Origin of the sequence: Cupriavidus sp. USMAHM13, assembly GCF_001854285.1 — a bacterium.
In the GTDB taxonomy this organism is placed as follows: Bacteria; Pseudomonadota; Gammaproteobacteria; order Burkholderiales; family Burkholderiaceae; genus Cupriavidus; species Cupriavidus malaysiensis.
Genome location: NZ_CP017751.1, coordinates 2366429 through 2389456, shown reverse-complemented (window position 1 = coordinate 2389456; position 23028 = coordinate 2366429). Strand labels below are relative to the sequence as shown.

General features: G+C 64.4%; 22 protein-coding genes and 4 pseudogenes. 14 read left to right on the top strand and 12 right to left on the bottom strand.

The features are described 5' to 3' along the window. Positions 1 to 88 precede the first annotated feature (88 nt). From BKK81_RS10490 to BKK81_RS10475, 5 genes are read right to left on the bottom strand one after another with little or no spacing between them, the layout of a single operon-like run. On the bottom strand, positions 89 to 304 hold the full coding sequence (locus BKK81_RS10490; protein ID WP_071012663.1) for a hypothetical protein: 216 nt from the start codon (positions 302 to 304) through the stop codon (positions 89 to 91). A gap of 2 nt (positions 305 to 306) precedes the next feature. Beyond that, positions 307 to 540: a hypothetical protein gene (locus tag BKK81_RS10485; RefSeq protein WP_156811217.1), complete on the bottom strand. Its 234-nt coding sequence runs from the start codon at positions 538 to 540 to the stop codon at positions 307 to 309. 14 nt (positions 541 to 554) lie between these two features. Then, positions 555 to 725 (bottom strand): hypothetical protein, encoded by a 171-nt coding sequence (locus BKK81_RS35330; RefSeq protein ID WP_156811215.1) that lies wholly within the window; start codon positions 723 to 725, stop codon positions 555 to 557. Further along, the gene (locus BKK81_RS10480) at positions 722 to 1030 is read right to left on the bottom strand and encodes a hypothetical protein (RefSeq protein ID WP_071012659.1); all 309 of its coding nucleotides are present in this window, start codon (positions 1028 to 1030) and stop codon (positions 722 to 724) included. The genes BKK81_RS35330 and BKK81_RS10480 overlap by 4 nt, the downstream gene beginning before the upstream one ends. Before the next feature lie 3 nt (positions 1031 to 1033). Beyond that, a complete protein-coding gene (locus tag BKK81_RS10475; RefSeq protein ID WP_083384049.1) occupies positions 1034 to 2125 on the bottom strand; it encodes a replication initiation factor domain-containing protein in 1092 nt (363 codons plus the stop codon). 300 nt (positions 2126 to 2425) lie between these two features. On the opposite strand from BKK81_RS10475, the gene BKK81_RS10470 reads away from it, so the two are divergent. Further along, positions 2426 to 2725, top strand: a complete 300-nt coding sequence (locus BKK81_RS10470; RefSeq protein WP_071012657.1) for a hypothetical protein — start codon at positions 2426 to 2428, stop codon at positions 2723 to 2725. 135 nt (positions 2726 to 2860) lie between these two features. Beyond that, positions 2861 to 3115 (top strand): annotated as a pseudogene (locus BKK81_RS36365) (helix-turn-helix domain-containing protein); the annotation flags it as partial. 249 nt (positions 3116 to 3364) lie between these two features. On the opposite strand, the gene BKK81_RS10465 reads toward BKK81_RS36365, so the two are convergent. Then, positions 3365 to 5224 carry an amidohydrolase gene (locus BKK81_RS10465; RefSeq protein ID WP_083384048.1) on the bottom strand — a complete coding sequence of 620 codons (1860 nt, stop codon included), beginning with the start codon at positions 5222 to 5224 and terminating at the stop codon, positions 3365 to 3367. Between the two features lie 570 nt (positions 5225 to 5794). On the opposite strand from BKK81_RS10465, the pseudogene BKK81_RS36995 reads away from it, so the two are divergent. Continuing rightward, positions 5795 to 5932, top strand: a pseudogene (locus tag BKK81_RS36995) (ISNCY family transposase); the annotation flags it as partial. A gap of 93 nt (positions 5933 to 6025) precedes the next feature. On the opposite strand, the gene BKK81_RS10460 reads toward BKK81_RS36995, so the two are convergent. After that, a complete protein-coding gene (locus BKK81_RS10460) occupies positions 6026 to 6559 on the bottom strand; it encodes a DUF2867 domain-containing protein (protein ID WP_071012655.1) in 534 nt (177 codons plus the stop codon). Between the two features lie 41 nt (positions 6560 to 6600). After that, positions 6601 to 7020 (bottom strand): lipocalin-like domain-containing protein, encoded by a 420-nt coding sequence (locus BKK81_RS10455; protein ID WP_197523905.1) that lies wholly within the window; start codon positions 7018 to 7020, stop codon positions 6601 to 6603. Between the two features lie 295 nt (positions 7021 to 7315). On the opposite strand from BKK81_RS10455, the pseudogene BKK81_RS35320 reads away from it, so the two are divergent. From BKK81_RS35320 to BKK81_RS10445, 3 genes and pseudogenes are all read left to right on the top strand, one after another. Beyond that, positions 7316 to 7441, top strand: a pseudogene (locus BKK81_RS35320) (ISNCY-like element ISCARN63 family transposase); the annotation flags it as partial. Positions 7442 to 7653: 212 nt separating this feature from the next. Further along, positions 7654 to 8085: a GNAT family N-acetyltransferase gene (locus tag BKK81_RS10450; RefSeq protein ID WP_071012651.1), complete on the top strand. Its 432-nt coding sequence runs from the start codon at positions 7654 to 7656 to the stop codon at positions 8083 to 8085. 857 nt (positions 8086 to 8942) lie between these two features. After that, positions 8943 to 9447, top strand: a pseudogene (locus BKK81_RS10445) (IS5/IS1182 family transposase); the annotation flags it as partial. 183 nt (positions 9448 to 9630) lie between these two features. On the opposite strand, the gene BKK81_RS10440 reads toward BKK81_RS10445, so the two are convergent. After that, on the bottom strand, positions 9631 to 10848 hold the full coding sequence (locus BKK81_RS10440; RefSeq protein ID WP_071012649.1) for an FAD-dependent monooxygenase: 1218 nt from the start codon (positions 10846 to 10848) through the stop codon (positions 9631 to 9633). A gap of 137 nt (positions 10849 to 10985) precedes the next feature. On the opposite strand from BKK81_RS10440, the gene BKK81_RS10435 reads away from it, so the two are divergent. The 4 genes from BKK81_RS10435 (at position 10986) to BKK81_RS34200 (ending at position 13534) form a co-directional block, all read left to right on the top strand. Beyond that, positions 10986 to 11927, top strand: a complete 942-nt coding sequence (locus BKK81_RS10435; protein WP_071012648.1) for a LysR family transcriptional regulator — start codon at positions 10986 to 10988, stop codon at positions 11925 to 11927. Positions 11928 to 12047: 120 nt separating this feature from the next. Then, positions 12048 to 12599, top strand: a complete 552-nt coding sequence (locus BKK81_RS10430) for a methylated-DNA--[protein]-cysteine S-methyltransferase (protein ID WP_071016323.1) — start codon at positions 12048 to 12050, stop codon at positions 12597 to 12599. A 2-nt stretch (positions 12600 to 12601) separates the two neighbouring features. Continuing rightward, positions 12602 to 13252 carry a DNA-3-methyladenine glycosylase family protein gene (locus BKK81_RS10425; RefSeq protein ID WP_071016321.1) on the top strand — a complete coding sequence of 217 codons (651 nt, stop codon included), beginning with the start codon at positions 12602 to 12604 and terminating at the stop codon, positions 13250 to 13252. Between the two features lie 18 nt (positions 13253 to 13270). After that, positions 13271 to 13534: an Ada metal-binding domain-containing protein gene (locus BKK81_RS34200; protein ID WP_071036995.1), complete on the top strand. Its 264-nt coding sequence runs from the start codon at positions 13271 to 13273 to the stop codon at positions 13532 to 13534. 137 nt (positions 13535 to 13671) lie between these two features. On the opposite strand, the gene BKK81_RS10420 is transcribed toward BKK81_RS34200, so the two are convergent. After that, entirely contained in the window at positions 13672 to 14409 is a 738-nt protein-coding gene (locus BKK81_RS10420) for a 4'-phosphopantetheinyl transferase family protein (RefSeq protein WP_231907900.1), read from the bottom strand. Positions 14410 to 14516: 107 nt separating this feature from the next. After that, positions 14517 to 17582 carry an acetoacetate--CoA ligase gene (locus BKK81_RS10415; RefSeq protein WP_071012646.1) on the bottom strand — a complete coding sequence of 1022 codons (3066 nt, stop codon included), beginning with the start codon at positions 17580 to 17582 and terminating at the stop codon, positions 14517 to 14519. 632 nt (positions 17583 to 18214) lie between these two features. On the opposite strand from BKK81_RS10415, the gene BKK81_RS35315 reads away from it, so the two are divergent. Together BKK81_RS35315 and BKK81_RS10410 are read left to right on the top strand one after the other, a co-directional pair. Continuing rightward, positions 18215 to 18697, top strand: a complete 483-nt coding sequence (locus BKK81_RS35315; protein WP_156811203.1) for a hypothetical protein — start codon at positions 18215 to 18217, stop codon at positions 18695 to 18697. Next, positions 18681 to 19817: a GGDEF domain-containing protein gene (locus BKK81_RS10410; RefSeq protein ID WP_071012644.1), complete on the top strand. Its 1137-nt coding sequence runs from the start codon at positions 18681 to 18683 to the stop codon at positions 19815 to 19817. The genes BKK81_RS35315 and BKK81_RS10410 overlap by 17 nt, the downstream gene beginning before the upstream one ends. 123 nt (positions 19818 to 19940) lie before the next feature. On the opposite strand, the gene BKK81_RS10405 is transcribed toward BKK81_RS10410, so the two are convergent. After that, positions 19941 to 20846, bottom strand: coding sequence for a LysR family transcriptional regulator (locus BKK81_RS10405; protein WP_071016319.1), 906 nt, complete (start codon positions 20844 to 20846; stop codon positions 19941 to 19943). A gap of 87 nt (positions 20847 to 20933) precedes the next feature. Between BKK81_RS10405 and BKK81_RS10400 the strand changes: the two genes are divergently transcribed. Together BKK81_RS10400 and BKK81_RS10395 are read left to right on the top strand one after the other, a co-directional pair. Next, positions 20934 to 21887, top strand: coding sequence for an esterase (locus BKK81_RS10400; RefSeq protein WP_231907899.1), 954 nt, complete (start codon positions 20934 to 20936; stop codon positions 21885 to 21887). A 29-nt stretch (positions 21888 to 21916) separates the two neighbouring features. After that, complete coding sequence (locus BKK81_RS10395) at positions 21917 to 22918, top strand: Bug family tripartite tricarboxylate transporter substrate binding protein (RefSeq protein WP_071012642.1); 1002 nt, start codon at positions 21917 to 21919, stop codon at positions 22916 to 22918. The last annotated feature ends 110 nt before the right edge of the window (positions 22919 to 23028 follow it).

The following is a 23028-nucleotide window of genomic DNA, read 5'->3' as shown; positions in this document are numbered from 1 at the left end:
AACAGTAGCCATAGCATCACCCCACCCCCAGAAAGAAAAAAGCCCCTACAGACACTGCAGGGGCCAACAGAAAACGGCAGACGCCAGATCAGCCGAAGAAGCCCGCCACCTTCTTCACGGACCACTTGGCGAAGCCGGGCAGCGCATAGATCGCGCCCACGGCGACAATCGAAGCCACCACCGACGTCGCATCGATATTCGCCAACACGCCGGACGTGTCCACGGTGGTAACGGCGTGAGCCGAACCGGCGGCAACGGCGGCCGACATGGCGGCCAGACGGATCAACAGGGACTTGCGGCTCATGACTACTCCTCGAAAAAACCAGCCAGGGACCGCACCACCCGCGCCACGACGAAGCAGAGGACCGGAAGGGAAAACCCCAGCAGGAATGCGGACCCTAAATCGGTTCCCGCTGGAGGTTGCAAAGCTTGCGCGAGCGTGAGCGTGCTTGTGTACTCGCTCGCGGTCTGCAGGATGAAGCCCTGGCACTGCTCCGGCGTGTCCGCCGTGGCCACCAGGGCACCGTTCTGCCAGGTCACGCACTGCGCCACGATCAGCGCCCCAGCGCAGCCCTGTACTTCGCATACAGAGCCCGCTTGTGCGTACGGCGATCGCGCTCGGCAGCAAGACGCTGGCTGCCATGAACGCCAGCCCAGGCGCCCAGCAAGAAAGCAACACCAATACAGGCGGCGATCTTCAGCAGTCCAACGTACACGTCCATCACGCCGCCTTCTTCTCTTCGACGCGCTGCAGCGGCTTGATCGACGTCACCACCTTGACGTCGCCGCCGTCCTTGCCGTTGCTGGTCTCGATCAGCGAGATCTCCGCCAGGAACGGGAACGGGTTGTTGATGACGGACTTCACGATGCCCGAGTTCTCGCACTTAAGCGCCTGCGTGCAGACGCCCTTCGAGTCCTGGCCGCGCAGTTCCACGTCCGTGTAAATCGTGCCGGTGTCCATCTGCCGGCCGTCCAGATTGCCCACCCAAAACTTGGCGCCCCGGATGGTGACGCGTGCGATCATTTCCATGCCCTACTCCCGATGAATCGACGGAGGTTCGTGCCCGCCGTACACGTGCCGCGCCACAGCAGATTTCTGCGCTTGCGCCGGCACCCCAATGCGGGTGATCCGGGCCACAAGCGCGGCGACGTCTTGGTATCGATCGATGGAAGTGGCGTAGCCCACCAGCTTTCCGTACTGGTGCTGCACGTGGTCGAGCTGGCGCTCGCACACGATCTCGTCCTGCGTCTCCAGCGCCGTCTTCTGATCAGTCGCCAAACGCAGCGGATCGGCCTCCAGAAAGGCTTCCAGCGCCTTGTACGCGCCGACGAAGTAGCTATCGCGCTCGATCAGGATGCGGTGGTCGACCACACGATCCTTGCAGCGGAACTCGATTTCGATGCGCAGCCACTCGCTGTCTTGCTTGCCGAGCTGCCGGCCCTTCTCATAGGCCCGCAGCATCTTGCCGTTCTTGCGCCGGCCGATTTCCAGCGTGCGGCCACCGCAGGCCCCTGCCCCGGCCACGCCGCTCTCGATCTTGCGATACACCGGGATGCGCCCGCCGGCATTGAACTCGCCCGCGAAATACAGGCTTTCGACCTGGTCAACCGAGACCTCGCCGGCGCAGAAGTCGCGTGCCAGGTCGCAGCGTGTGATCCGCGCGTCCAGGTCCTGCACGGTCGCATAGACCGCATCCCAGTCAGTGACAGCCGCGCAGCCCACGCCCGACAGGTCAAGGCACACCGTGCCGGCTACGTGCTCCCCGCCCGCGCCGATGATGCCCAGGCGCACCGTCTCGCCGTTGATGTAGGCCAGCACGTCAATGCTCGACTCGTACCGGCGCCAGCCGTAGCCGTTGGCGCTCAGCGTGACCGGCACGCCGAACCAGAGATGGAAGTAGGCGCGCAGTTGCTCCAGGGCGTCGCCCACGCTGCCGCAAGGCAGGAAGGTGAAGGTCAACCAATCGACGATCGTCTGTTGAGGCCCTTGCGAGCCACTTTCCCCCCGTTTTACCGGACGGGGGGAACGGCCTGTCGGCCGTCCGTCCTCGCTACGCTGCGGGCGGGCGGCCGACAGGCCGCCGCCGCCCAGAACCTCACCGTGGAAATCGACGCGCATGGCCATCAGAAGAGCCCCTTCTGCGCGCGGTACTTCTGGGAAATGGCCTCTTGGGCCCGGACTTGCTGCTCGGCCCGGCGTTGCGCCAGGACGTCTACGAGCCATTGGGGACGAGTCAGGCTCTGGAATGGGTCCACCCCAAGCCGCGCCTTTGCAACGCACCTACGCCCGCCTGCACCCATTGTTAACCCCTCGCTCGGTTTACCCGTTATATTTCGGCTCGTGTACCCAGAACCGGGGTTACCCCCGTTCCGGGTAATCCGAAAGTTACCCTCAGCAGGGGTAACGCGGAAATTGGAGATTTCTATGAGTTATCAGGAACTGATAGCGAAAGCGCTTCACGGTCGGTCGGTTAATCGCGCCGCGAAGGAAATGGGGCTGTCTCAATCCAGCATGGATCGATACGCAAAGGGACAGGTGCTGCCAGATTATGTGACCGCGTTTATGCTGGCCCGGGAGGCCGGTGTGGACCCGCGCGAAATGTTTTTGGCGCTGGTCGAGGAAGAGGCCAAAAAGCGCGGTCTATTGGAAAAAATTTCCGAGGGTTTTAATTCGCTGCTAGCACTCATCAAGCCGCGCGGGAGAAGGGTTTCCGCGTGGTGCTAGCAGCTTAAAGCTTGATTTGTTGCTTTATACATTATGCGCAATTCAACTGTAGCGGCTAAGTTGTAATGTCCGGATCTGGCTAAGTAGAAATGTCCGCCTAGCCTGTCGTTCATGCTATCCAGCCTGCCCGGTTAGATGCGATGGAGACGCCAGGCGATGGCTAGATCTGAGGTCATTACGGTAAGCATGTGCGAGTTGGACAGGCTCAAGACCGTCCAGGCGGTCGTAGACGGCGAATTGCGGCCTGGCGTGGCCGCTGAGCGGTTAGAGATCACAGATCGGCAATTCCGGCGGTTGCTGGATCGCTACCGGCAGGAAGGCGCGTCGGGATTGGTTTCTCGCCGACGCGGGCGGCCCAGCAACAATCGACTGCCGGCGGAGCACGAGGCTGCGGCGCTCGACCTCATTCGGGAGCACTACACCGACTTCGGGCCGACGCTGGCCGCGCAAAACCCTGAACTGGCACTCCCCGCTACAAGTCCTCGCGCAGGTTCTGGCCAATCCCACGGACCGGCTTCCTGTTCAATAACTGAGGGGTGTTGCACTTCGCACTTGAAACCGCCCCACATATCGGAGGCGTGGTAGTAGCCGATCGCATCATGCCCTCTGTAGCGCATGGCCAGCCTCCGGACCACCCGATCAGACGCCGTCACGGTGTGTAATCCCTCCATTCATCATGGTTAATTGGATCTTAACCTTACTGACCTCCTGGGTGGAGACCTCAAACAGATTGCGCTCCAGCACAATAAGATCCGCCAGCTTTCCCGCCTTGATCGAACCCAATTCGTGCTCTCTTCGCAATTGATAAGCACCATTGATGGTATAGCCATGAATCAATTCAGCCAAGCTCAGTCGCTCTGTGGCTGGCGGTAGAAACGGACCATCTTCTCGACCTACTGTTTGCCGAGTCATGCCAGATTGGATGACTTCGAGAGGCTTGTAGACCACCTTGTAGCCTGTCGCCAAGGCATCGGTGCCGAGTGAAACCGTGGCACCAGCCTTGAAGAATGACTTAAAAGAATACATACGATGCCAGCGTTCTTCGCCTAGAATATCGCGGACCTTTAGTTGGTAAGGGTCGTAGACACCCCACTGAATCTGAGTGTTAGCGACGACGCCGAGCTTCTTAAAGCGTGGAATATCTGCGGGATCGGTGAGGAAAGCATGGCAGATCGTATGACGCGAGCCTTTACCAGTACGCGTATTCTGCGCGGCTTCGATTGCGTCCAGCGACATCCGCACTGCAGCGTCGCCGGTGCAATGGATGTGCGTGTCGATTCCCTCGGCATCGGCTTCTCGAATCAGGCGATCTAAGGTCGCCTGTGGAAATATCGGCTCTCCCCGCCAGTCCGGTTGATTGGCATAAGGTTGTAGATAGTAAGCGGTACGCGTTAGTTCTGTCCCATCTGCCAGTAGCTTTAACACGCTGGCCTGCACAAGCTTACTTTGATAGCGCTGGCGATGTTTCCTCAGGATAGGGAATGGATCGACATCCGGATTGTTGTGATAGTACGAACCGATGACCCGGTGGCGCAGTTTTCCCCGTCGCTCGATACTCTGGAAGATTTCGTATCCGATATGTTGACTATCTGGCCAGAGGACGAATCCAGCATCAAAAACGGTGGTAATTCCTGCGCTGGCCAGCCGAAGCTGCCAGTCCTCGATGGCACTGGCCACACTTTCGGTGGGGAGAAAATCAATACCATGCTCTCGCTTTAGTTTTCCTAGTGCGGAAAATAGGGCCGGGACCTCGCTTATAAAGCCAGTTGGTTCGCCGGTTCTGTCATCTTTCTCATACCATGACTGGCCAGGTACGACATCACGTGGCGTGTCCTTGGTAATTCCGGCCATTTCGAGAAACTTTGAATTCGCCCAATAATTATGCAGGTCATTGCTGATTAAAAGGACTGGGCGGTCGGCCACGATGGCATCAAGTGCTTCCTTCTTCGGGCCTGTGGCGGGAAAATTTGAGGCCATCCAGCCAAAGCCAGATATAAGCTGCTGATCCGGATGGCTTTTTGCATATTCGCGTATTGCCGCATATATTTCTTCAGGGTCTTCGTGGTTGACCCAGACCCCTGCAGCAAAACCTAATGTCGACAAATGACTGTGAGACTCGATGAACCCAGGCAACATCATGCGACCTTCAAGATCGATAACAGTCGCTGTCGTTCCGGAAAACTGCGTCGCGCCCTGGTTGTCGCCAACATAAACAATGTGCTCGCCTTTGACGACTACCGCTTCAGCCCATGGTTGCGATTGTTCGACCGTATAGATCTTGCCGTTGCGGAAGATAGTTATCGTATCGTTTTGACTCTGGTCGGCTGCATTGGCGCGGTACGGTACGCCAAGGAGAGTGCCAGCGACAGCACTTAGTCCAAACGCAATGGCGCGACGCCGTGACAACTGCAACGGTTGCCCATCGAGTTCGGCTTCGCTATCGGGGTCGACGTTCAACAGCGGGACCAATGAGAGATTTACGCAGGCGAAACACATCATCTATCTCCTAGGGGCGGAAGGGGCGGCTGCCGCAACAGCCTGTGGTCGCGTTGCGCACAGCATCGTTCTGCGACGGTAGCGGTTTTGATCGGTGCATCCCTCGGATCTCGCCAGCCTGCACATTACCTATCTGTTCGGCAGGTACCACCATCCGGCTGCCGCCTTCCGTGATCTTTATCACCAGCGCTGGCGGCCCGATGAGGCCTTCCAGCGCTCAAACAGTCAAACATCGTATGGCACGGGAACACCTGTTCAGCCTCTCACGGTTGGTAAGCAGGGGTTCGGCGCCAAAGGGATGCGACCTTCCTTTGATCCCTGGCCAATAGTAAAAGAGGATTTCTATTTGTGACTGAGGAAATCTCATGATCTAGTGCTCATTCCCTGCGGAGACGAGGCGATTTGATTTGCATCAACCTCCAGGCGGATATGCTCTGGGCCAGGGCAGACAGCTACCTCGGTCGCCATGGCACGGCACAAGGCATCGCGCGCCTGCAAGATGGCCGGTTCGTCGCTGCTTCTCGTAAAGGTCGGCAGTGCACTGGCGTCAACGAACGCATCCTTACGAATCCCGCCTATTTCATCGCCACCCGGGCCTACCTCGAGCGGCACGGCAAGCCGCAGGCGTTCTATTCGGATCAGTTCAGCGTGTTCCGGGTCAGCGCCAAGGCCAATGCCGAAGGCTGCGGCTACACGCAGTTCGGGCGCGCGCACGCTGCAGGGCGAGCCGCCGCGGCCGCAGCACCCGCCGGGGTACGTGAAGCGCTCGCGGCTGATCAACCGGCTGCACCTGGGAGCGGGCGATCAAGGGCACGCCCGTGCCGTAGTTTGCTTCCTTGCCGCCTGTTCCAGACTAGCCCGCGCGATGACACGGTGGAACGGTGTAATTACCGCGAGGTACGTCCGTCCCAGCAAGTTATGGCAATGCACTACGGTCACCAAGACGAGTTCCCTGCCGCCTGCCGCACCCGCGCGCAGCTGGATCGCGAGCCGGAAGTCGAGATGGCGATCGTCCTCGCCCATCACCAGTTCCCCTGCACTCTTCGACCGCAGCGGAAAAAAACCGATCACCGGCCCTCGCGCCGCCGCCGCAACGCCGACCGCACGAGACGATTTGACGCCGACTGTCGCCATAATGGTGTCCCGTACCCGCGTCAGCGCACGAATCCACCACGCCTGCCGCTCGAATCCAGCGCGCGCCAACACTTCGAGATCATCGCTGGCTCCCGCCGGCAACTGAACCGCATACGCGTCCAGCAAGTCCGCGCCCCGATAAAGCGGCGCCAGGATGCTGTCGGATGGCATGGGTATCGCATAAGCTTTATGGGCATTGATCATCAACCAATCTCTCCATGGTTTGGGTAGAGCGCGAGCCTGCGCTAGACATGGCTTCTCTGTGCCATCAGCACACCGCGAGCCGCTCGCCCCGGGAACGATGGATGGATCTGCCACGCAGTTGTCATCGCCAGGACGCCGCGATCGACTTTGAAGAACCGAACCTGCTCGGTGCCAATCCAGGCTGGATGCCAAGCCGTGTCGACCTTGATGATGAGTTTGTCCTCATCCTCGACACGACAGAAACCAGAATAAGCAATCATCGTCTCGAAAAGGGCCGCCGGATCGCTATTCGGGCGCTCTCTGGATGTGAGTATCGACATCATCCGGTCGCGTTCGATGACCATATGGCCGAGTGGTTCGACACCGTATGTGTCCGCGCGCTCGCCTGTATCCTCGAACTCGACCTGAAAAGATAGGATCTTCCACCACCCGGACAACGGGTGGGCGTCGATGTCGGACATGGTCATCTCATCTCGGTGAATTGGTCGAACGTGACCAGTGCGAATCCTTTTCCTTTCAAGCTGAACTCCCGGAAAAGCGCTGCAGTGCAAAATGCAGCGGCGGTCTACGCTAATGTTCGCAGCGTAGCAATCCAGATCGCACCATACACAGTCTGTATGGCGCAGACCTGTGAGCAGCTGACGCGCAGCCACTGGTTCCCGGTGGTCAGCAGGCGGAACCGCGACGTGACGCCAGTCGCTTCAACAGGCTCTTGCAGGATGCGTTTGCCCTCTTCAAAGACACACTTCCACCGCGCAGTTCGGGCGCGCATTGTGCGAGCTGAATGTCGACATCTTCTGTGCCAACTCCAGTCACGCCAAGGGTCGCGTCGAACGGATGAACGGCACGCTGCAGGACCGCCTGGTGAGTCAGCGGCGGATCAACCGGCTGGACCCGGAGCGGGCAATCAAGGGCACGCCCCGGCCCTGATTGGCCGCTGGCTGCACGATAGCGGATGCCGGGCCCGCCCGACGCCGAAGGGCGGCTACCGACCCACAGCGCCCTCTCGCGCCACTCGATACCGGACATTTGACGGGAGCGAAAATGGTCGGTTATGTGTAAGAATTACGCGTCTATTCAAACTCGACTGATCCATGAATGCGAGTCTCCGCGCCGCTATATCCATTCGACGGCTTTTGCCAGTCGAATGGCCGCAAGCCTTCCCTGTTATCTCTCAGTTGCGCAAGCTGGACGAGGCTGAGTTTCTCAGGCGAACCCTCAGGCAATCGTATTCCGGCTACGAGCTGGTCGGAGCGTTCAGAGGCGGCGAACTTATCGGCGTCTTGGGCATGCGGCCGGTCCACACGTTGGCACGCGGGGCGTATCTGCACGTCGATGATTTAGTCGTCGTGGCGGAAGCGCGAGGAAGCGGCGCAGGGCACGCCCTGATGGATTACGCCGAAGCTGACGCACGCGCACGCGACATGAGTGCGGTGTTTCTCGACGCGAGACCAGAAGCCGTTTCGTTCTATGAGAGTCGGGATTTCGCGCTGCACCCTGCACCGTCGATGAAAAAGATTCTCTGATCACGCGACCGCGGGCCACCGACGGCATGCGGACAGTTGAACTTGGCCTACCGCGAGGCCACCGCCCCCACCCTGCCCGGGTCTTGGCCATCTCCGGCCAGCACCACCGCGCCACAGCGACCTGGCAAAAGACACCAACCCCGCGCAAAGCGCACGCTCGTGCCGACATTTGAATTGAGCCCGCGCCCCGACCCTTCAAGACCGCACAGAAAAAGGCGATTGTGGAAAAGGGAACCCGCAGACTGATTGCCGTGTCATCGAGCGCGCCGATCAAGCGCCGGGACGAGGACCGGGCGCGCCCCGCGGGAAGGCGATCCACGCGTGCAGCGCCCCCGCATGCGCGAACGAGGCCAGGCCGAAGGCCAGTGCCGCGCGCGGGTGGGGATCAAGAGAGGAATGCATCGAAACTCCAGTGCTTCGTCATGGCGAACGCACGCCCGCGAGCCTCCGCGGTGTCGTGCTACCAGGACGAACCGCAACGGCCGGAGTTGTCGCATGTCATAAAAATTTCACGTGCACCACCTGGCCCGCATTCGGGGCCGCAAGCTTCCGGCTGATGTATCTGCCGGGGGAACGCCTCGAACATCGCCGCCCATCGCCACATCGAAGTGGCCGACTCTCGGGGCGGGCACGCGGAACCGTGGGCCGACGGCACTGCCCTACCCTGCACCACCTATGACCGGCTGGCCGAGATCGACCAGGGCGAGACCGTCGAGCACAAGCGGCCGGGCCACGTGCCGGCCATTGCGGCGCAGGTCCAGGCGCAGCGCGACAACTGGCATCAGGCCGGTCTTCGCGAACGCCGCAGGGTGAGCGGCCGCGACCGCAGCCCCGCGACGTTGCACATGGCGCGTCAGCTGTTCTCACAGGCCCAGGTCGCCATCGACGGCAGCAAGTTCAGGGCAGTCAACACTCGGGACCGCAATTTCATTGCTGGCAAGGTCGACAAGCGCCCGCAGCAGATCGAGGAAAGCATCCAGCGGTATCTAAGCGCGCTGGAGACTGCGGATCGCACGCAGCCAGCGGAGATAGAGTTCCAGACAACCCGACTGCGCGGGTAGTTTGTGCCACTGCGCCAGCAGATGTATAGCCTTGACCAGATGGAGGAAGAAATCAAGACGCTGCCAGATGGACAGAACTCGATGACGGATCCCGATGCGCGCTCGATGGCGACAAGTGACAAGGGCTCTGGGATGGTGGGCTTCAACGTACAGATGGCCGTTGATGCCAAGCACTAACTGATCGTCGCTCATCAGGTCACCAATATCGGCAGTGATCGGGCGCAACTCAGCTCGATGGCTCGAGCCGCATCGCGATGCGATGGGTAAGACCAGGCTTAAAGCCATAGCTGATCGTGGCTACCTACCTCAGTGCGCAGGAGATCAAGGCGTGCGCGCATACGGGACATGAGCAACATGATTGTGCGCTGCCAAGGCGGCGTGGGCCCCTTCTTTGCCCAGCCAGGAGCGCGACCATGGGCCGACCCGGCAAGATCAACATTGTCGCGGCGTGACGTGGCGGGTCTGCCCAGTCTGGCCCACTCTTTCAGACGCGGTACAGGCTGCCGGCGCCGTCCGCCGGCGTGTTGTCCACGCAGCCGGCCATGGGCAAGCCCTGCGCCCATCCTGCGGCGATGGCCTGCACGTCACGCATGGGATCGCTCGCCTTGGCGCGCTGGTTGCGGAGTCGGCAGGTTTCGGGATCGGTGGCGAACAGCCCGCGTGCGAAGACCCGGCCTTGCTCGGTCAGGCGCGCGGTCTTCGGCCCGCGGATTTCCGCGAAGCGCAGGAAGGCCTGATCCAGGCCGCCGTCCGCCTCGTCCAGGCAGCGGGCCAGATGCCAGGCGTCTTCCAGCGCCTGGCAAGCGCCCTGCCCCGACGTCGGCAACGGCGCGTGCGCCGCGTCACCCACCAGCAGCACGTTGGCCCGGCTCCATGTATGCAGCGGCTCCAGGTCGTGCACGGCAATCAGCCGGATGGTGTGCGCCGGCGTCGCCCGGAGGATGCGGGCGACAGGCTCCGGCCATGGCGCGAACAGATCCTCGACTTCCTTGCGCATGTCCGCTGCGGGCTCCGCAGCAGGCAATGGTCGCGCCTGCGCCGCCGCCCAGTAGACCAGCTCCGGCTTGACCGCCACGCAACCAAAGCGCTCGCCCGAGCCCCAGAAGTCCTGAATCGCGATATCGTCCACCAGCGCGCCCCGCCCCTGCGCCACGCCTATCCAGTTCACGAAGCCCTGGTAGACCGGCGTGTTGTGGCCCGCGACGAAGCCGCGCGCCACCGAATCCATGCGGCCGTCGGCGCCGATGAGCAGGTCCGGACGGATGCTCACCCCGTTCTCGAACCGTGCCACGGCCTTGCCGACGGCATCCAGGTCGATCGCCACCGTCCGATGTCCGTATGCCACCGGGATCCCGGCCCGCGCCGCATGGTCCAGCAGCACAGCCTGCAGGTCGCGGCGCAGGATCGTATGGGTCGGATATCCCATCAGCTGGTCCAGCAGCGCAATATCGAGGCCCCCCAGTGCGTTGCCCGCGGCATCCTGGCGGCGCATCGCCACCGGCCGCCCTCCCGCTGCCGCGATGTCTTGCAGCAGCCCCAGTTCCTCCAGCACAAAGCCGGCATTGGGCCAGAGTGTCACGCCAGCGCCCATGGACGCCGGCCCTGCCCTGCGCTCATATACGCGGGGACGGTACCCCCGCTTGCGCAAGGCAAGTGCCACGCTGAGGCCCGCAACGCCGCCGCCAAGTATTCCGATTTCCACGTTGAATCTCTCCTGTCCAGGCCGTCCTGACGAGCCGCCGGCGGCGGTCCATCGGACGAGACGGCATCTTAGATTCCACCAATCCTGGGAACTAGCATGTGAAAATGGGATGCTTTCATACCCCAAACGGGATAGTCATGCGTGACTCACTCGACCTGAATACCGTCCGCGTCTACGCGGCGGTCGTCGACGAACAGAGCTTCGCCGGCGCGGCGCGCCTGCTGGCCCTGCCCTCGTCCAACGTCAGTCGCCACGTCGCCTCGCTGGAGCGCAGGCTGGGCGTCCGCTTGCTGGAACGCAGCACCCGCCATCTGCGCATGACGGAAGCCGGCAGGTTGCTCTACGAACGCGCAAAGCCCCTGCTTGACGCCTTGCTCTCCACCGAAGAGGAACTCGGTGCGGCGCAGCGCGAACTGCGCGGCCCCCTGCGAATGTGCATGCCAGGCGAAGCGCCAAGGCTGCTGGCCCCCATCCTGGCCGAGTTCTGCAGCCTCCATCCCGGCGTGGAGCTGGAATGCGACACGCGCCTGACCGGCCTGGAAGCGCTGCGGGAAGACGTGGATCTCTCCATCCTCTTCCATCGCGGCCGCCAGGACGACAGCACCTTCATCACCCGCGAACTCGCTACGTTGCCCAGCATCGTGGTCGCGGCGCCCGCCCTGCTGGCCAAGACCGGAATGCCGCGCCAGGTGCGGGAACTCAGGTCCCTGCCCTGCATCACCACCCTGAGCGCGCTGAAGGGCCAGCCCTGGCAGTTCCAGGACGCTGACGGCGAGATCGTCAAGGTGCCGGTCCGCAGCCGCTACCGCGTCAACAGCGGAGAGCTGGCACTGGCGGGCGCGCGGCAAGGTATCGGCTTCGCAATCGTGGCGGCCTATCCATGCCAGGAAGACCTTGCCGCGGGCCGGTTGCGGGAAGTGCCGCTGGACTTGTCCCCTGCGCCGCTGCAATTGCTGGGCGCGTACAGCCACCGGCATTCCGTGACCACGCGGGTCCGGGCCTTGCTGGATCTGATACAGCTGCGCCTGGATGGCGTGGGGAGCGGTTCGAGACGAGGGGCGAATCCTCTTGACCCGTGATGGGCCTCCGAATTCGAGCGCAAGGGACGGAGTTTCTTCTTACGATGCGGTCGCTAGAGTGGAGCCAATTGCCGAGGGTTCCGCATGAACGCGATATCCCTGGCCGACAAGGAGTCGATCATGCAGATGTTCAAGAGTCACCTGGAGTCGCCGCTGGGCGGCCTGCTCCTGGTCACGGATATGGCGCAGCACGTGCGCGCGCTCGACTTCGCCGATCATCGAGCGCGCCTGCAGCGAGGCCTGCGCGCGCACTATGGCATCGTCGACCTCGCCGAGATTCCGCCGCCCGCCGAGATCGCCCAGGCAATCGCACGCTACTTCGCGGGCGACCTGGAGGCGCTCGGCGTCCTGCGCACATCGACGGCGGGCTCGGTGCTCCAGCGCCGGGTGTGGGCCGCGCTGCGCCGCATACCCGCGGGAGCGACCACGAGCTATGGCAAGCTGGCCAGGGAACTGGGTTTCGACGATCCCCGGGCGGCCATCGACATCGGTGCCGCCAATGGTGCCAACCCGATCGCCATCGTCGTTCCGTGCCATCGGGTCATCGCCAGCAATGGTGATCTCAAGGGCTATGCCTGGGGCTTGCACCGCAAGCGCTGGCTCTTGGAACACGAAGGGGCGATCAAGCCAGCGCGCACCGAAGCGCGGACCGCCATGCTGCCGGGGATGTGATCTTGACCGATAGCATCGCCGCCGACCTGTCTCCGCGCGCATACCGGCGGGCTGCGCAGTTCTTGTCCGGCCTCGATGCCGACTGGGCTCGCCATATCGCCGCGACCGGCCCGTGCAAGCTTCAGGCCAAGCCTGACCGCGAACCCTACGAGGCCCTGGTGCGGGCCATTGCCTACCAGCAACTGCATGCCAAGGCCGGCGATGCGATTCTCGCGAGACTGCTGGCCCTTTACCCGGAGGTTTCCTTCCCAACGCCCGGCCAACTGCTGGCAACCGATCCCGGGTTGCAGCGCGCGTGCGGCTTCTCCGCCGCCAAGCTGGCCACCATACGCGGCATCGCCCAGGCGGCCGTCGACGGCATCGTGCCCAGCCTGGAGGAGGCGCGGCGTCTCCCCGATGCCGCGCTGATCGAGCGCCTGATCCCCTTGCGCGGCGTAGGACGCTGGACCGTCGAAATGTTCCTGATCTACTCGCTGGAGCGTTCCGACATCCTGCCGGTCGACGACTTCGGCGTGCGGGAGGGGTACCGCCGCCTGAAGCGGCTGGCGCAGGCGCCCACGCCCCGCCAGATGCGCGCGCTCGGCGAGACCTGGAGTCCCTGGCGCACGATCGCGGCGTGGTACTTGTGGCGGCTTCCCGCCACGTCACAGTGACGTGACATGACACCGCCCATGCCCACCCTGGATCGAACGTTTACTTTGATCGGGCCTGACGGCAGGCCATACGCCAGCGCCATGCCCGGCACTCTCGGCGGCCATCGGGGTGGCAAGCTATACGGCCGGCTGGATTGCCGTGCGGCGCTGCGAGCGATTGCCCGTGGTGGCTATGAGAAGCATCGCGTGTTCTTCCTGGACGAGATGACGGCCATCGCTGCCGGCTATCGGCCGTGTGCGGTCTGCATGCCCGTGGAGTACGCCGCGTGGAAATCTCGATAATGTCCGGTAATGTCCGGGCGAGTCATCGGTGAATGAGAGCGCAAGGATCGGCTTGCCTGCCGACGCGTCGCCGACGGTGCCGGTGCTCTCCACAGAGAGCACGATCGCTGGCGATGTACCCAGCAGAAGCTCAGACGCTAGCACTGGTCCGGGACACCGCCCGCATGGGCCCGCGGGCAGGTGGAGCGAAATGCAGGAGGTGAGAGGGAACAATGATGAAGGATGACACTCGGAGCCTCCAGAGAAACAGCTAGCGCTGCGCTCACTTCCGGGCCCAGGATGAGGTCCAGGCATGTCCATCCGGCAATGGCTGTGCCGTTGTGTGTTGCACGCCATCGGCTCTCGCCGCGCAGAGGATCGTCTTCTGTCGTATAGGCGCTCGGCGCACCAGAGAGACCTGCGTCGAGCGCCTTCAGCAGCGCTTCCTTGCGGGTCCAGAGGCTGAACAGGACTGCGGCCGGATCGGCGCCCGCCCGATCGACCATCTCCTCCTCGGGCGGGGAGAATACTCCGCGTCCGATGCAGGCAAGGTCCAGGCCGTCGATCCTGCGCTCCACATCGACGCCGATGCGGCAATCCCATGCGAAGGCCAGCAGCGCCATCCCTTCAGTATGGGAAACACTGAAGGCGAATCCTGCCGCGGGTGGCCACTGCAAGGCTGGCTTGCCGAAAGACGTGATACTGAAGCGCAGGGATTCGGGTGCGCAGGCCAGATAGCCGCCGATCAGCTGGCGCAGCAGGCTCCGCCTGGCCATGAAGCCATTGCGATGCCTTTCCTGCCTGAAGGCTCGGGCGCGCTGCCGCTCATCCGGCGAAAGCGTGTGCGCGAGCGTCGAGCATGCCGGGTCGATCAGCGCATCATCCAGTACCCACACATGCACGGCTCCTCTCTTCAAGGAGAGACAGCCCGGATCCGGCAGTAGTAGACGAGGAGGCGCGGCGACGGGATCGTACTGCATGCCAGGTGCCCGCGGTGTCACCGTCACGTGATCCCCATTACCTTGTCCAGCAGTGCCGCGACGATCTGCAGGTTCGGCTCGGCCACTAGATCGTAATGGCTGCCCGGTACCTCGGCGATGATCAGGCCGCCGCACGCGATGCGCTGCCACATCTGCATCGGATCGCCGCGCTCCTCCAAGCGGGTCGTTGCGCGCACATAGAGAATCGGTCCAGCGTCGAAGGGGACTGGCCGGTAGCGCGTCATCGCCTGTACCAGCGTCTCGCGCACGTCTCTGAGCGCCTGCGGATACGCCGCCGTCGTGGCGTCCGGCCGCAGTCTGGCGTAGCCGAAGCGCATGCACACGTGATCGGCGCCAACGATCAGCCGATCGGCAACGTAGGCTGCCATCCGCGTCGCGGGCACCGCACGCAGCTTGTGCCACTGGCCGCGCATGCGGCCGTAGCACTGGCGAATCCACGCGCGCCAAGGCAGCCAGCGCTCATATACGTAGGGGTCGAGCAGGCACAGATATTCGATGCGCTCGCCAGCATCCTTCAGCTGTTGCGCAATCTCGAACGCGATCAGCCCGCCGAACGAGTAGCCGGCCAGCGCGTACGGCCCGTCCGGCTGCACGGTGCGCATCTGTTCGATGTAGCTGGCCGCCATCTCTTCGACATGCTGCTGCGTCGCCTGCTCTCCATCGAGGCCTCGCGCCTGGAGTCCGTAGACCGGGCGCGGGCTGTGCAGCGCGCGCACCAGTCCCCAGCATTCCATCACGGAGCCGCTCAATCCATGCACCAGGAAGATCGGCGTGCCGGTGCCGGCGCGCACCAGGACCGGTGATGTTGGCGGCAGCACGCCCTCGTCGATCGCCTCGGCCAGGCGCGCGATCGTCGGCGCGACCTGCAGCGTCGCGATCGGGATCGTTTTCCCGGTCGACTGATGCACGGCGGCGAGCAAGCGCGCCGCGAGCAGCGAATGACCACCCAGTTCGAAGAAGTTGTCATCGCGACCGATCGGCGCGAAGTCGAGAATGTTCTCCCACAGCACCTGCAAGTAGTGCTCCAGTTGCTCGCGCGACGTGCCGACCGGCGGCAGTTCCCGAACCGCCAGGTTCAGTGCGGGATGGTTCCGGATCGGGTCGAGACATGCGGGATCGCGCAAGGCCGCGGCATTGCCGACCGGCAAGCCATTGACCGCATTGCGCGCGGCCGCCTCGGACAGCTTGCCGTTATGCGTGACAGGCAAAGCATCGACGGCGATGATGCGGTCGGGCACGTGCATCGGCGACGCGCGGCGCGCGAGCTCGCGGCGCACCCGGGCGGCCAGCGCGGCAGTCAACGCCACGCCATCCTGCAAGACCAGCAGCAGTACGATCCGCTGGACATGCCCTTCCGCGCGCGAGCGCTGCTCGACCACCAGCGACTCGCGAATCTCCCGGATATCGCTCAGCACGCGATAGATCTCGCCCGGGCCGACGTTGACGCCCCGGACATTCAGCACGCCATCGGATCGGCCGTGCAACCGTGCCGTACCTTCGGGCGGGAATTCGATGCGATCGCCGTGTGTCCAGACCCCGGCATTGCTGGCGAAATAGGCTGCGTGGAAGCTCTTGCCGTCCAGGTCGCCGAAGAAGCCGAGAGGGCGTGACGGAAACGGATTCGCGCAGATCAGTTCACCGACGCCATGGGTTCGGGCACCCTGTTCCCACGCCTGGACATCGAGCGCAAGACTCTTGCATTGGGCCTCCCCCGCATAGACCGGCAGGTTCGGGTTCCCCAGCACGAAGCAGCCGAGAATGTCCGTGCCGCCCGAGATCGACTGCAGGGGCAGTGGCTTCACGTGATCGCGCACCCATTCGAACTGGGCATCGAACAGTACGGCGCCGGTCGACATCATCGCGCGTAGTGCGCCCAGATCGAATTGCTGTCCAGGCACCAGGCCCGCGTCCTCGCACATCCGCAGGTAGGCGGGACTTGTGCCGAACACGGTGACACGCTCGTCGGCAACCAGGCGCCACAAGGTATCGATCGTCGAGACCGGGCCGTCATAGGTCACGATCTCGATCCCGGACGCGAGCGCCGAGAGCTGCCAGTTCCACATCATCCACGCGCAGGTGGTGTGAAAGTACAAGCGATCGCCGGGCCGAAGGTCGCAGTGCAGCCGATGCTCCTTGAGATGCTCGAGCAGGCTGCCGCCGGCACCATGCACGATGCACTTCGGCTTGCCGGTCGTGCCCGACGAGAACATGATGAAAAGCGGATGGTTGAACGGAAAGCGCCGCCACACGAAGCTCCCGGCATCGCCTCGGTCGATCAGTTCGCCAAGCGAGTAGACATGCTGCCTGACGGCCTCCGGCAAGATGCCATCGTCGAGCCGGATCACGCCCTCCAGCGACGGCAATGCCGCAGCCAGGCCGGCGACATTGTGCGCCAGCGACATGCCCTTGTCGAAGGCCCGCTCCGCAACGTGCGCGAACAGCAGCCGGGGTGCCAGCGGCGCGAAGCGATCGAGCAGTGTCTCGACGCTCATTTCGGCTGCAGCGGTCGACAGGGTCGCGCCGAGCGCGGTAACGGCCAGCGCGGCAACGACCGCATCGGCATCATTGCGCAGCACGCCGACCACACGGTCTCCCTCGCGCAGGCCCAAGCCGGAAAGGGCCTGCGCGAGACGCGCGACGCGATCACGCAGTTCACCGCGGCTCAGGCGTACATGTCGACCGTCGGCGTGGCATGCGGTCAGTGCCGGAGAGTCGGGCGCCGCGATCGTCTGGCTTAGCAGGTTCTCCGCATAGTTCAGCTGGACGTGCGGGAAGAAGCTTGCATGTTCGCAGTCGTCGCCGACACAGACTGGCTCGGCACTGCCGGACCACGCGAGCCCCTCCGACCACTGCAGGAAGCACTTCCAGAACGCGCGGTACTCGCGTACCGAGAATCCGTGCAGGGATTCGTAGTCCGTGAAGACTTGGCCGGTCCCTGCCTGCAGGGCCGTGGCGAATGCTGTCATCTGCGACGCCGCTGCCCGCTCGGGTGCGCAGCCATAGATGGGTGTGCGCGCCATGGTCACACCGGGGCGGAACGATGTGTCGACCAGGTCAGGACGGTCCATGCGATGCTCCCGACGAGCGGAGCATACCGTTCGCGGCAACGGCGTGCTCCCGTCTTCAAAGCTAGCGATTGGCCATGTCTTGTTCCGTGCGGAATCGCACGAACCATTGGCAATCCACAGACAGCGGCCGGCCGCATGGCGCAGCAGTGGCCGGGGCATCTTCTGCCAGCAAGTCCGTGACCCTGCGGCCGTCCTTGCGCTGACCGCTCTGGCTGGCGTCCTGGTGTTCGTCGCTGGCCGGATATCCGGAAAGCGTAGCGCCTATCGGGTTCGTGCAGGTTTTTCCCGGATAGGTGCGGCGCATCGGATAGCGCAGGGCCGGGCAGCTTATCCTTGGCTGCGCAGCTTCGGCGCGACGGTCCTGACCGGGCGGTCGGATGGATGCGCGGCAGTGCCCGTCGCCGCATAGGGGTTAGGGCTGCTTCGGCAGGCCGTTTCTTTCCTTGAATTGCCGCGTGCCGATCCACAACCGTCCGCGTTGCGCCGCGCTCCCCTGCACTGCGTTCCACGCGCGCTGGCAGGGCCGGGGCCTGACCGCCCCGGGGCCGTGTCCGATTCGTGCCGCACCGGCGGGATCTTTGCCGTCGCGGCAGGGCCGCCGGATGCCTGCGTGGCGCCGACTGAGTGAACCCATGACAACGAAGATCCTCCCGCGACGCATGACGGGCGTGCGCTGGCTGTCCATTGCTGCGATCGGCGTATTGCCGTTGCTGTTGACGGTCGTTGCCGCCTGGACGGAAGGCAGGGCGCAGGCAGAAGGTGAAACGGCTGGCGGGATCGTCCTGCACCAGGTGGAAACCCTGCTCGACCATTCGGCGAACGTGACTGACGCCGTTGCAGGCATGGTGACGCAACCGTGCGCCCGGCGCGGAATGGATCGGAGCGCCTGCTCGGCCTGCCACGGGCGTTGGCTCGGAAGGAACCGTCGAGTGCCAAGGGGACAGCGCGCCACGAAGCCTCGCGCCATGGAGATCGGCGAGTTGCGCCGGCGTGCCGGCTGCAGGCGATCGAGGTGGTCGCGTCATTCCCATCGGAAGATGGGGGTCCTTCCAGCACACGCTCGACTGCCCGACAATTCGTACAACCGACGAACGCGCTATGCACGCGAGCTTTGATCTAGCGACGATTCTCCTGCTTCATGACACGTCGTTACTGGCGGGGGCGACCGGCATCTGGTACTGCCATCGGCAGGTTGCACGCCCGGCGGGGCTGGGGCTGCTGGCCGGCAGTTTCTGCGTCCTCGCCGCGGCGGCGCTGACGGCGCCGGCCGGCAACGGTCTGCTGCCGTTCTGGCCGTCGGCGCGACTCAATCTCTGGCTCGGCTCCCTGGGTTACGCCCTCCTCTGGGCCAGCATGCGCCGGATCAGCGGCAGGCGCAGGCTGCGCTACCGGATTCTGTCTCCCGTGCCGGCACTTTGGCTCGCCGCCAGCCTGAGGCTCGAACTTCCGCACGACGAAAGCCTCCGGCAAGCGATGCTGTCGGCGACGGCGATGCTGTTCCTGCTCGCGGCGGCCATCGAGATCTGGCATGACCGACTGGCTGAGCCATTGCCCGCGCGGATACCGCTGGCCGGCTGCCTGGCGGTCAGCGCGTCGATCTACGCCTTCCACGTGATCTCGCTGGCTGCCGCCCCGGGATGGCTCGACTCGGCACTGGTGTTCTTCCTTCAGACCTTCTGCCATTTCCTGATCGCTCTGCTGGTGACCGTGCTGGTCAAGGAGCGGGTCGAGGCAAACCTCAGGCTGGCGGCGAACACCGACGCGCTGACCGGCATCGGCAACCGCCGCTGGTTCCTGTCGCGGCTGCCGGCCAAGCCCTTGCCGGGCAGCGCGGTGGCGATTCTCGACCTGGATCACTTCAAGCTCATCAACGATCATTTCGGGCACCTGATCGGCGATCAGGTGCTGACCGCATTCGCCCGCAACATCCAGCACGCCTTGCGTGAGCACGATGTGTTCGCGCGCTACGGCGGCGAGGAATTCGCCCTGTACCTGCCCCAGGTCAGCTCCTTGAGCGCTGTCGAGATCGCGGAGCGCTTGCGCAAGCGGGTGGAGGCCATGCCACTGCCGGAGGCCGGCCCCCATCTGCGCCTGACCGTGAGCATCGGGATCGCCTTGGTCGAACGGCCGGAGGGGACCTGGACGGAATGGCTGCAGGTGGCCGACCGGGCCTGCTACCTGGCCAAGGAGACCGGGCGCAACCGCGTGGTCATGCAATCCACCGATCGCGCTTAGCCGGCCGGCACCAGCGCGACACCGGAGGGGCACGATGTGCGGTGGCGGCCGGAAGGAAGGCGTGAACGCGACGGCGCCGTGCGAAGGCGCTGCAGGCCATCGGCAGTGGGCCACGGGCCGCGCTCAGCGCATCATGCGGAACTGCCCCACGGCCTTGGCGATTTCCTCCCACATCAGGCCGGCTGGCAGTGACAGCGAGCGCTCCCGTCGCCGTGCCAGGTAAATCTTGCGTGTCAAGCGCGGCCCCACCAGGGGAATACTGACCAGGGCAGGAAATGCCGGCGCCAGCAGTCCTGGCAGCACGGTGACGAAGGCGCCTGCGCCCAGCAGTGCCATCATCGACGAGAGCTGCGCGACCTCGTCGAACCAATCGAGATGGATGTCTTCCGCCGCCAGCGCTGTGTCGACCTGCTGGCGCGTGGCACTGCCCGGCTTGAAGCCGAGCAGGCGGCAGGCCGACAGTTCGCGCCAGCGGAGCCGGCGGCGGGAGGCCAGGGGATGGCTCGCCGGCATGGTTGCCACATAGGCATCGTCGGCGATTCCCTGGGTGGCAAGCTCGCTGCAAGGCTCCCACAAGCTCGTGACGCCGAAATCGACCTCGCGCTCCAGGATCATCGAGCGCACGCGAGCGCTGTTGTCGTCGCGCAGGAAGACACGGACATCGGGATAGCGCTGCCTGAAGGCGTGCAAAGCCTGCGGGTATTGCGCGTAGGCGACCGAGGCCAGGCAACCGATCGTGATGCTTCCCTCGCTCCCCTGGGCGACGCGGGCGGTATCCACCATGCACTCGTCCAGCGAATCCACCAGGGCATGCGCGCGCTGCAGCAGCGAGATGCCCAGGGCCGTGAAGGTCATGCGGCGCGTGGTCCGTTCGACCAGCCGGCCACCCAGCGCGCTCTCCAGCTTGGCGACGCGCCGGCTCAGTGCCGACGCGGTGATGCACAGCGCGTCGGCCGCCCGGTTGAAGCTACCGTGATGGTCGAGCGCGCACAAGGCGCGCAGGTCGTCGAGGTCGTAATTGATTCTCAAGATGCAAGAATGGATGCGTAAGTTGCGCTTGTTGAAGTTATACATCGGTGCGAGCATTTTTCAATGCCTCGCCTCTCACTGCCCTCAATGCCAACCGTCGCGCTGCGCTCGATCCGCAGCTTCTATGTCGGCGGGCAGTGCCGCAGCCTGAGCGATCAGCCGCTGCGTTCGCGCAGCATGGTGCTGCGCGGCGCGCCCCGCCTGGTCGATCCGAACGGGGACTACGTGCTGGGCCAGATGTATGTGCAGGCCTTCCGCCTCGCGCGCCCCCGCTCAGCGCTGCCGGTCCTGCTGTGGCATGGCGGCGGCATGACCGGAAGCCATTGGGAGAGCACCCCGGGCGGTGGCGAGGGCTGGCTCTGGCGCTTTCTCCGCGCCGGCTATGACACGCTGGTGTCCGACGCCGTGGAGAGGGGCCGCTCCTCATGGGCGATGTATCCGCAGCTCTACGCGGAGCCGCCCTTCTTCCGCACCAAGAACGAGGCCTGGGAGATGTTCCGCATCGGTCCGCCGGGCGGCTATCGCAGCGATCCCCGGCTGCGGATCGCCCACCGTGGCCAGCAGTTCCCGGTGGAGTGCTTCGACGATTTCGCCAAGCAGTGGGTACCCCGTTGGGCCGGGCACGAAGACATGGCCCTGCACGCGTACGGCGCCCTGGTCCAGCAGACCGGGCCTTGCGTGATCGTCGCGCACAGCCAGGGCGCGGGTTATGCGGCGGCCGTCGCCCAGCGCTTCCCCGACATCGTCCGCGCCGTGGTCGTCATCGAGCCGGGTGGCATGCCCGCCTATGCGGGGCGGCACCTGCCGCCGCACCTGTTCGTCTGGGGCGACCATTTCGGCCCCTGTCATCCCATCTGGTCGCGCTACCGCGGCCAGGCCGAAAGCTATGCCACGGAGGCCGGCAGCACGGGAAACCGCATGGATGTCCTCGACCTGCCCGCCACCGGCCTGCGCGGCAACTCCCACTTCATCATGCTGGACCGCAACAATGCCTGCGTCTTCGAGCGCTTGCTCGCCTGGCTGCGTGCGCACGGCTGCTGACCCGACCCAGAAAGACCAAGGAGCCTCCGATGCCGATCCGCCCGGCCTTCCTTGCCACGATCCTGCGCGCACTCCTGTCCGCCTTGGTCGCCATGCTGGCCTTGCCCGCAGGCGCGGAGCCCGACAGGTTCCCCGTGCGGCCAGTGAAACTGGTCGTTTCCTATGGCGCAGGCGGATCGCTGGATGCGATCGCACGCGTGCTCGCTGCTGAACTGTCCAGGCAATTCGGCCAGCCCGTGGTGGTGGAAAACGTCCCGGGCGCGGGCGGCACGCTGGGGTTCCGGCGCGTCGCCTCCGCTGCGCCGGATGGCCATACGCTGCTGGTCGCCTCGACGTCTGAGGTCGCACTGGCGCCCACTGCGAATCCGCAGGCCCGCTATCGCGCCACCGACCTGGAGGCCATCGCCGAGATCGGCCGTAGCGGCATCGTCCTGGTCGGCCGGCCGGATCTGCCCGCCGGAAGCCTGCGCGAACTCCTGGTCCTGGCGCGGGCGCGGCCCGGCGCGCTGCGCTATGCCACATCCGGCGCCGGGACGCTGCAGCATCTCGCGATGGAGTCAGCCAAGCGGGCCGCCGGGGTCGATATCGCCTTCGTGCCGTACAAAAGCGCGGCCCAGATCGTGACGGACGTAGCCGGCGGCCATATCGACCTCGCGATCATCGGACTGCCTGCGGTGCTTCCGCTCATCCGCGAGGGAAAGGTCAAGGCCTACGGCGTCACGAGCCGCAAGCGCGACGCGGGCGACCGGTCGATCCCGGCCTTCGCCGAGACGCCCGGGCTCGAGGACATCGACTCCCATCTGTGGAGCGGGGTTTTTGCCCCGAAGGGCACGCCCGCCGATGTCGTGCAGAAGATCCATGCCGCCATCGCCGCCATGCTGCGCCAGCCGGATGTCGCCCATCGCTTCGCCCAGATGGGCGTCGAACTCGCCGAGCCTGCGTCGGCGGCGCAGTTCGCGCGGGCGGTCGCGTCGCAGGAGCGCGCCTTGCGTGAGGCATTCCACAGGAGCGGCATCCAGACCGAACCCTGATGCCGTGTCCGCTCCCTCACCCGGGGACCGGCGCGCAACGCACACCGCGCGGCGGCGCGGTCAGACACCGCCAGCTTCTCCCCACTACCATGCCAGCACGCCTTACCCGG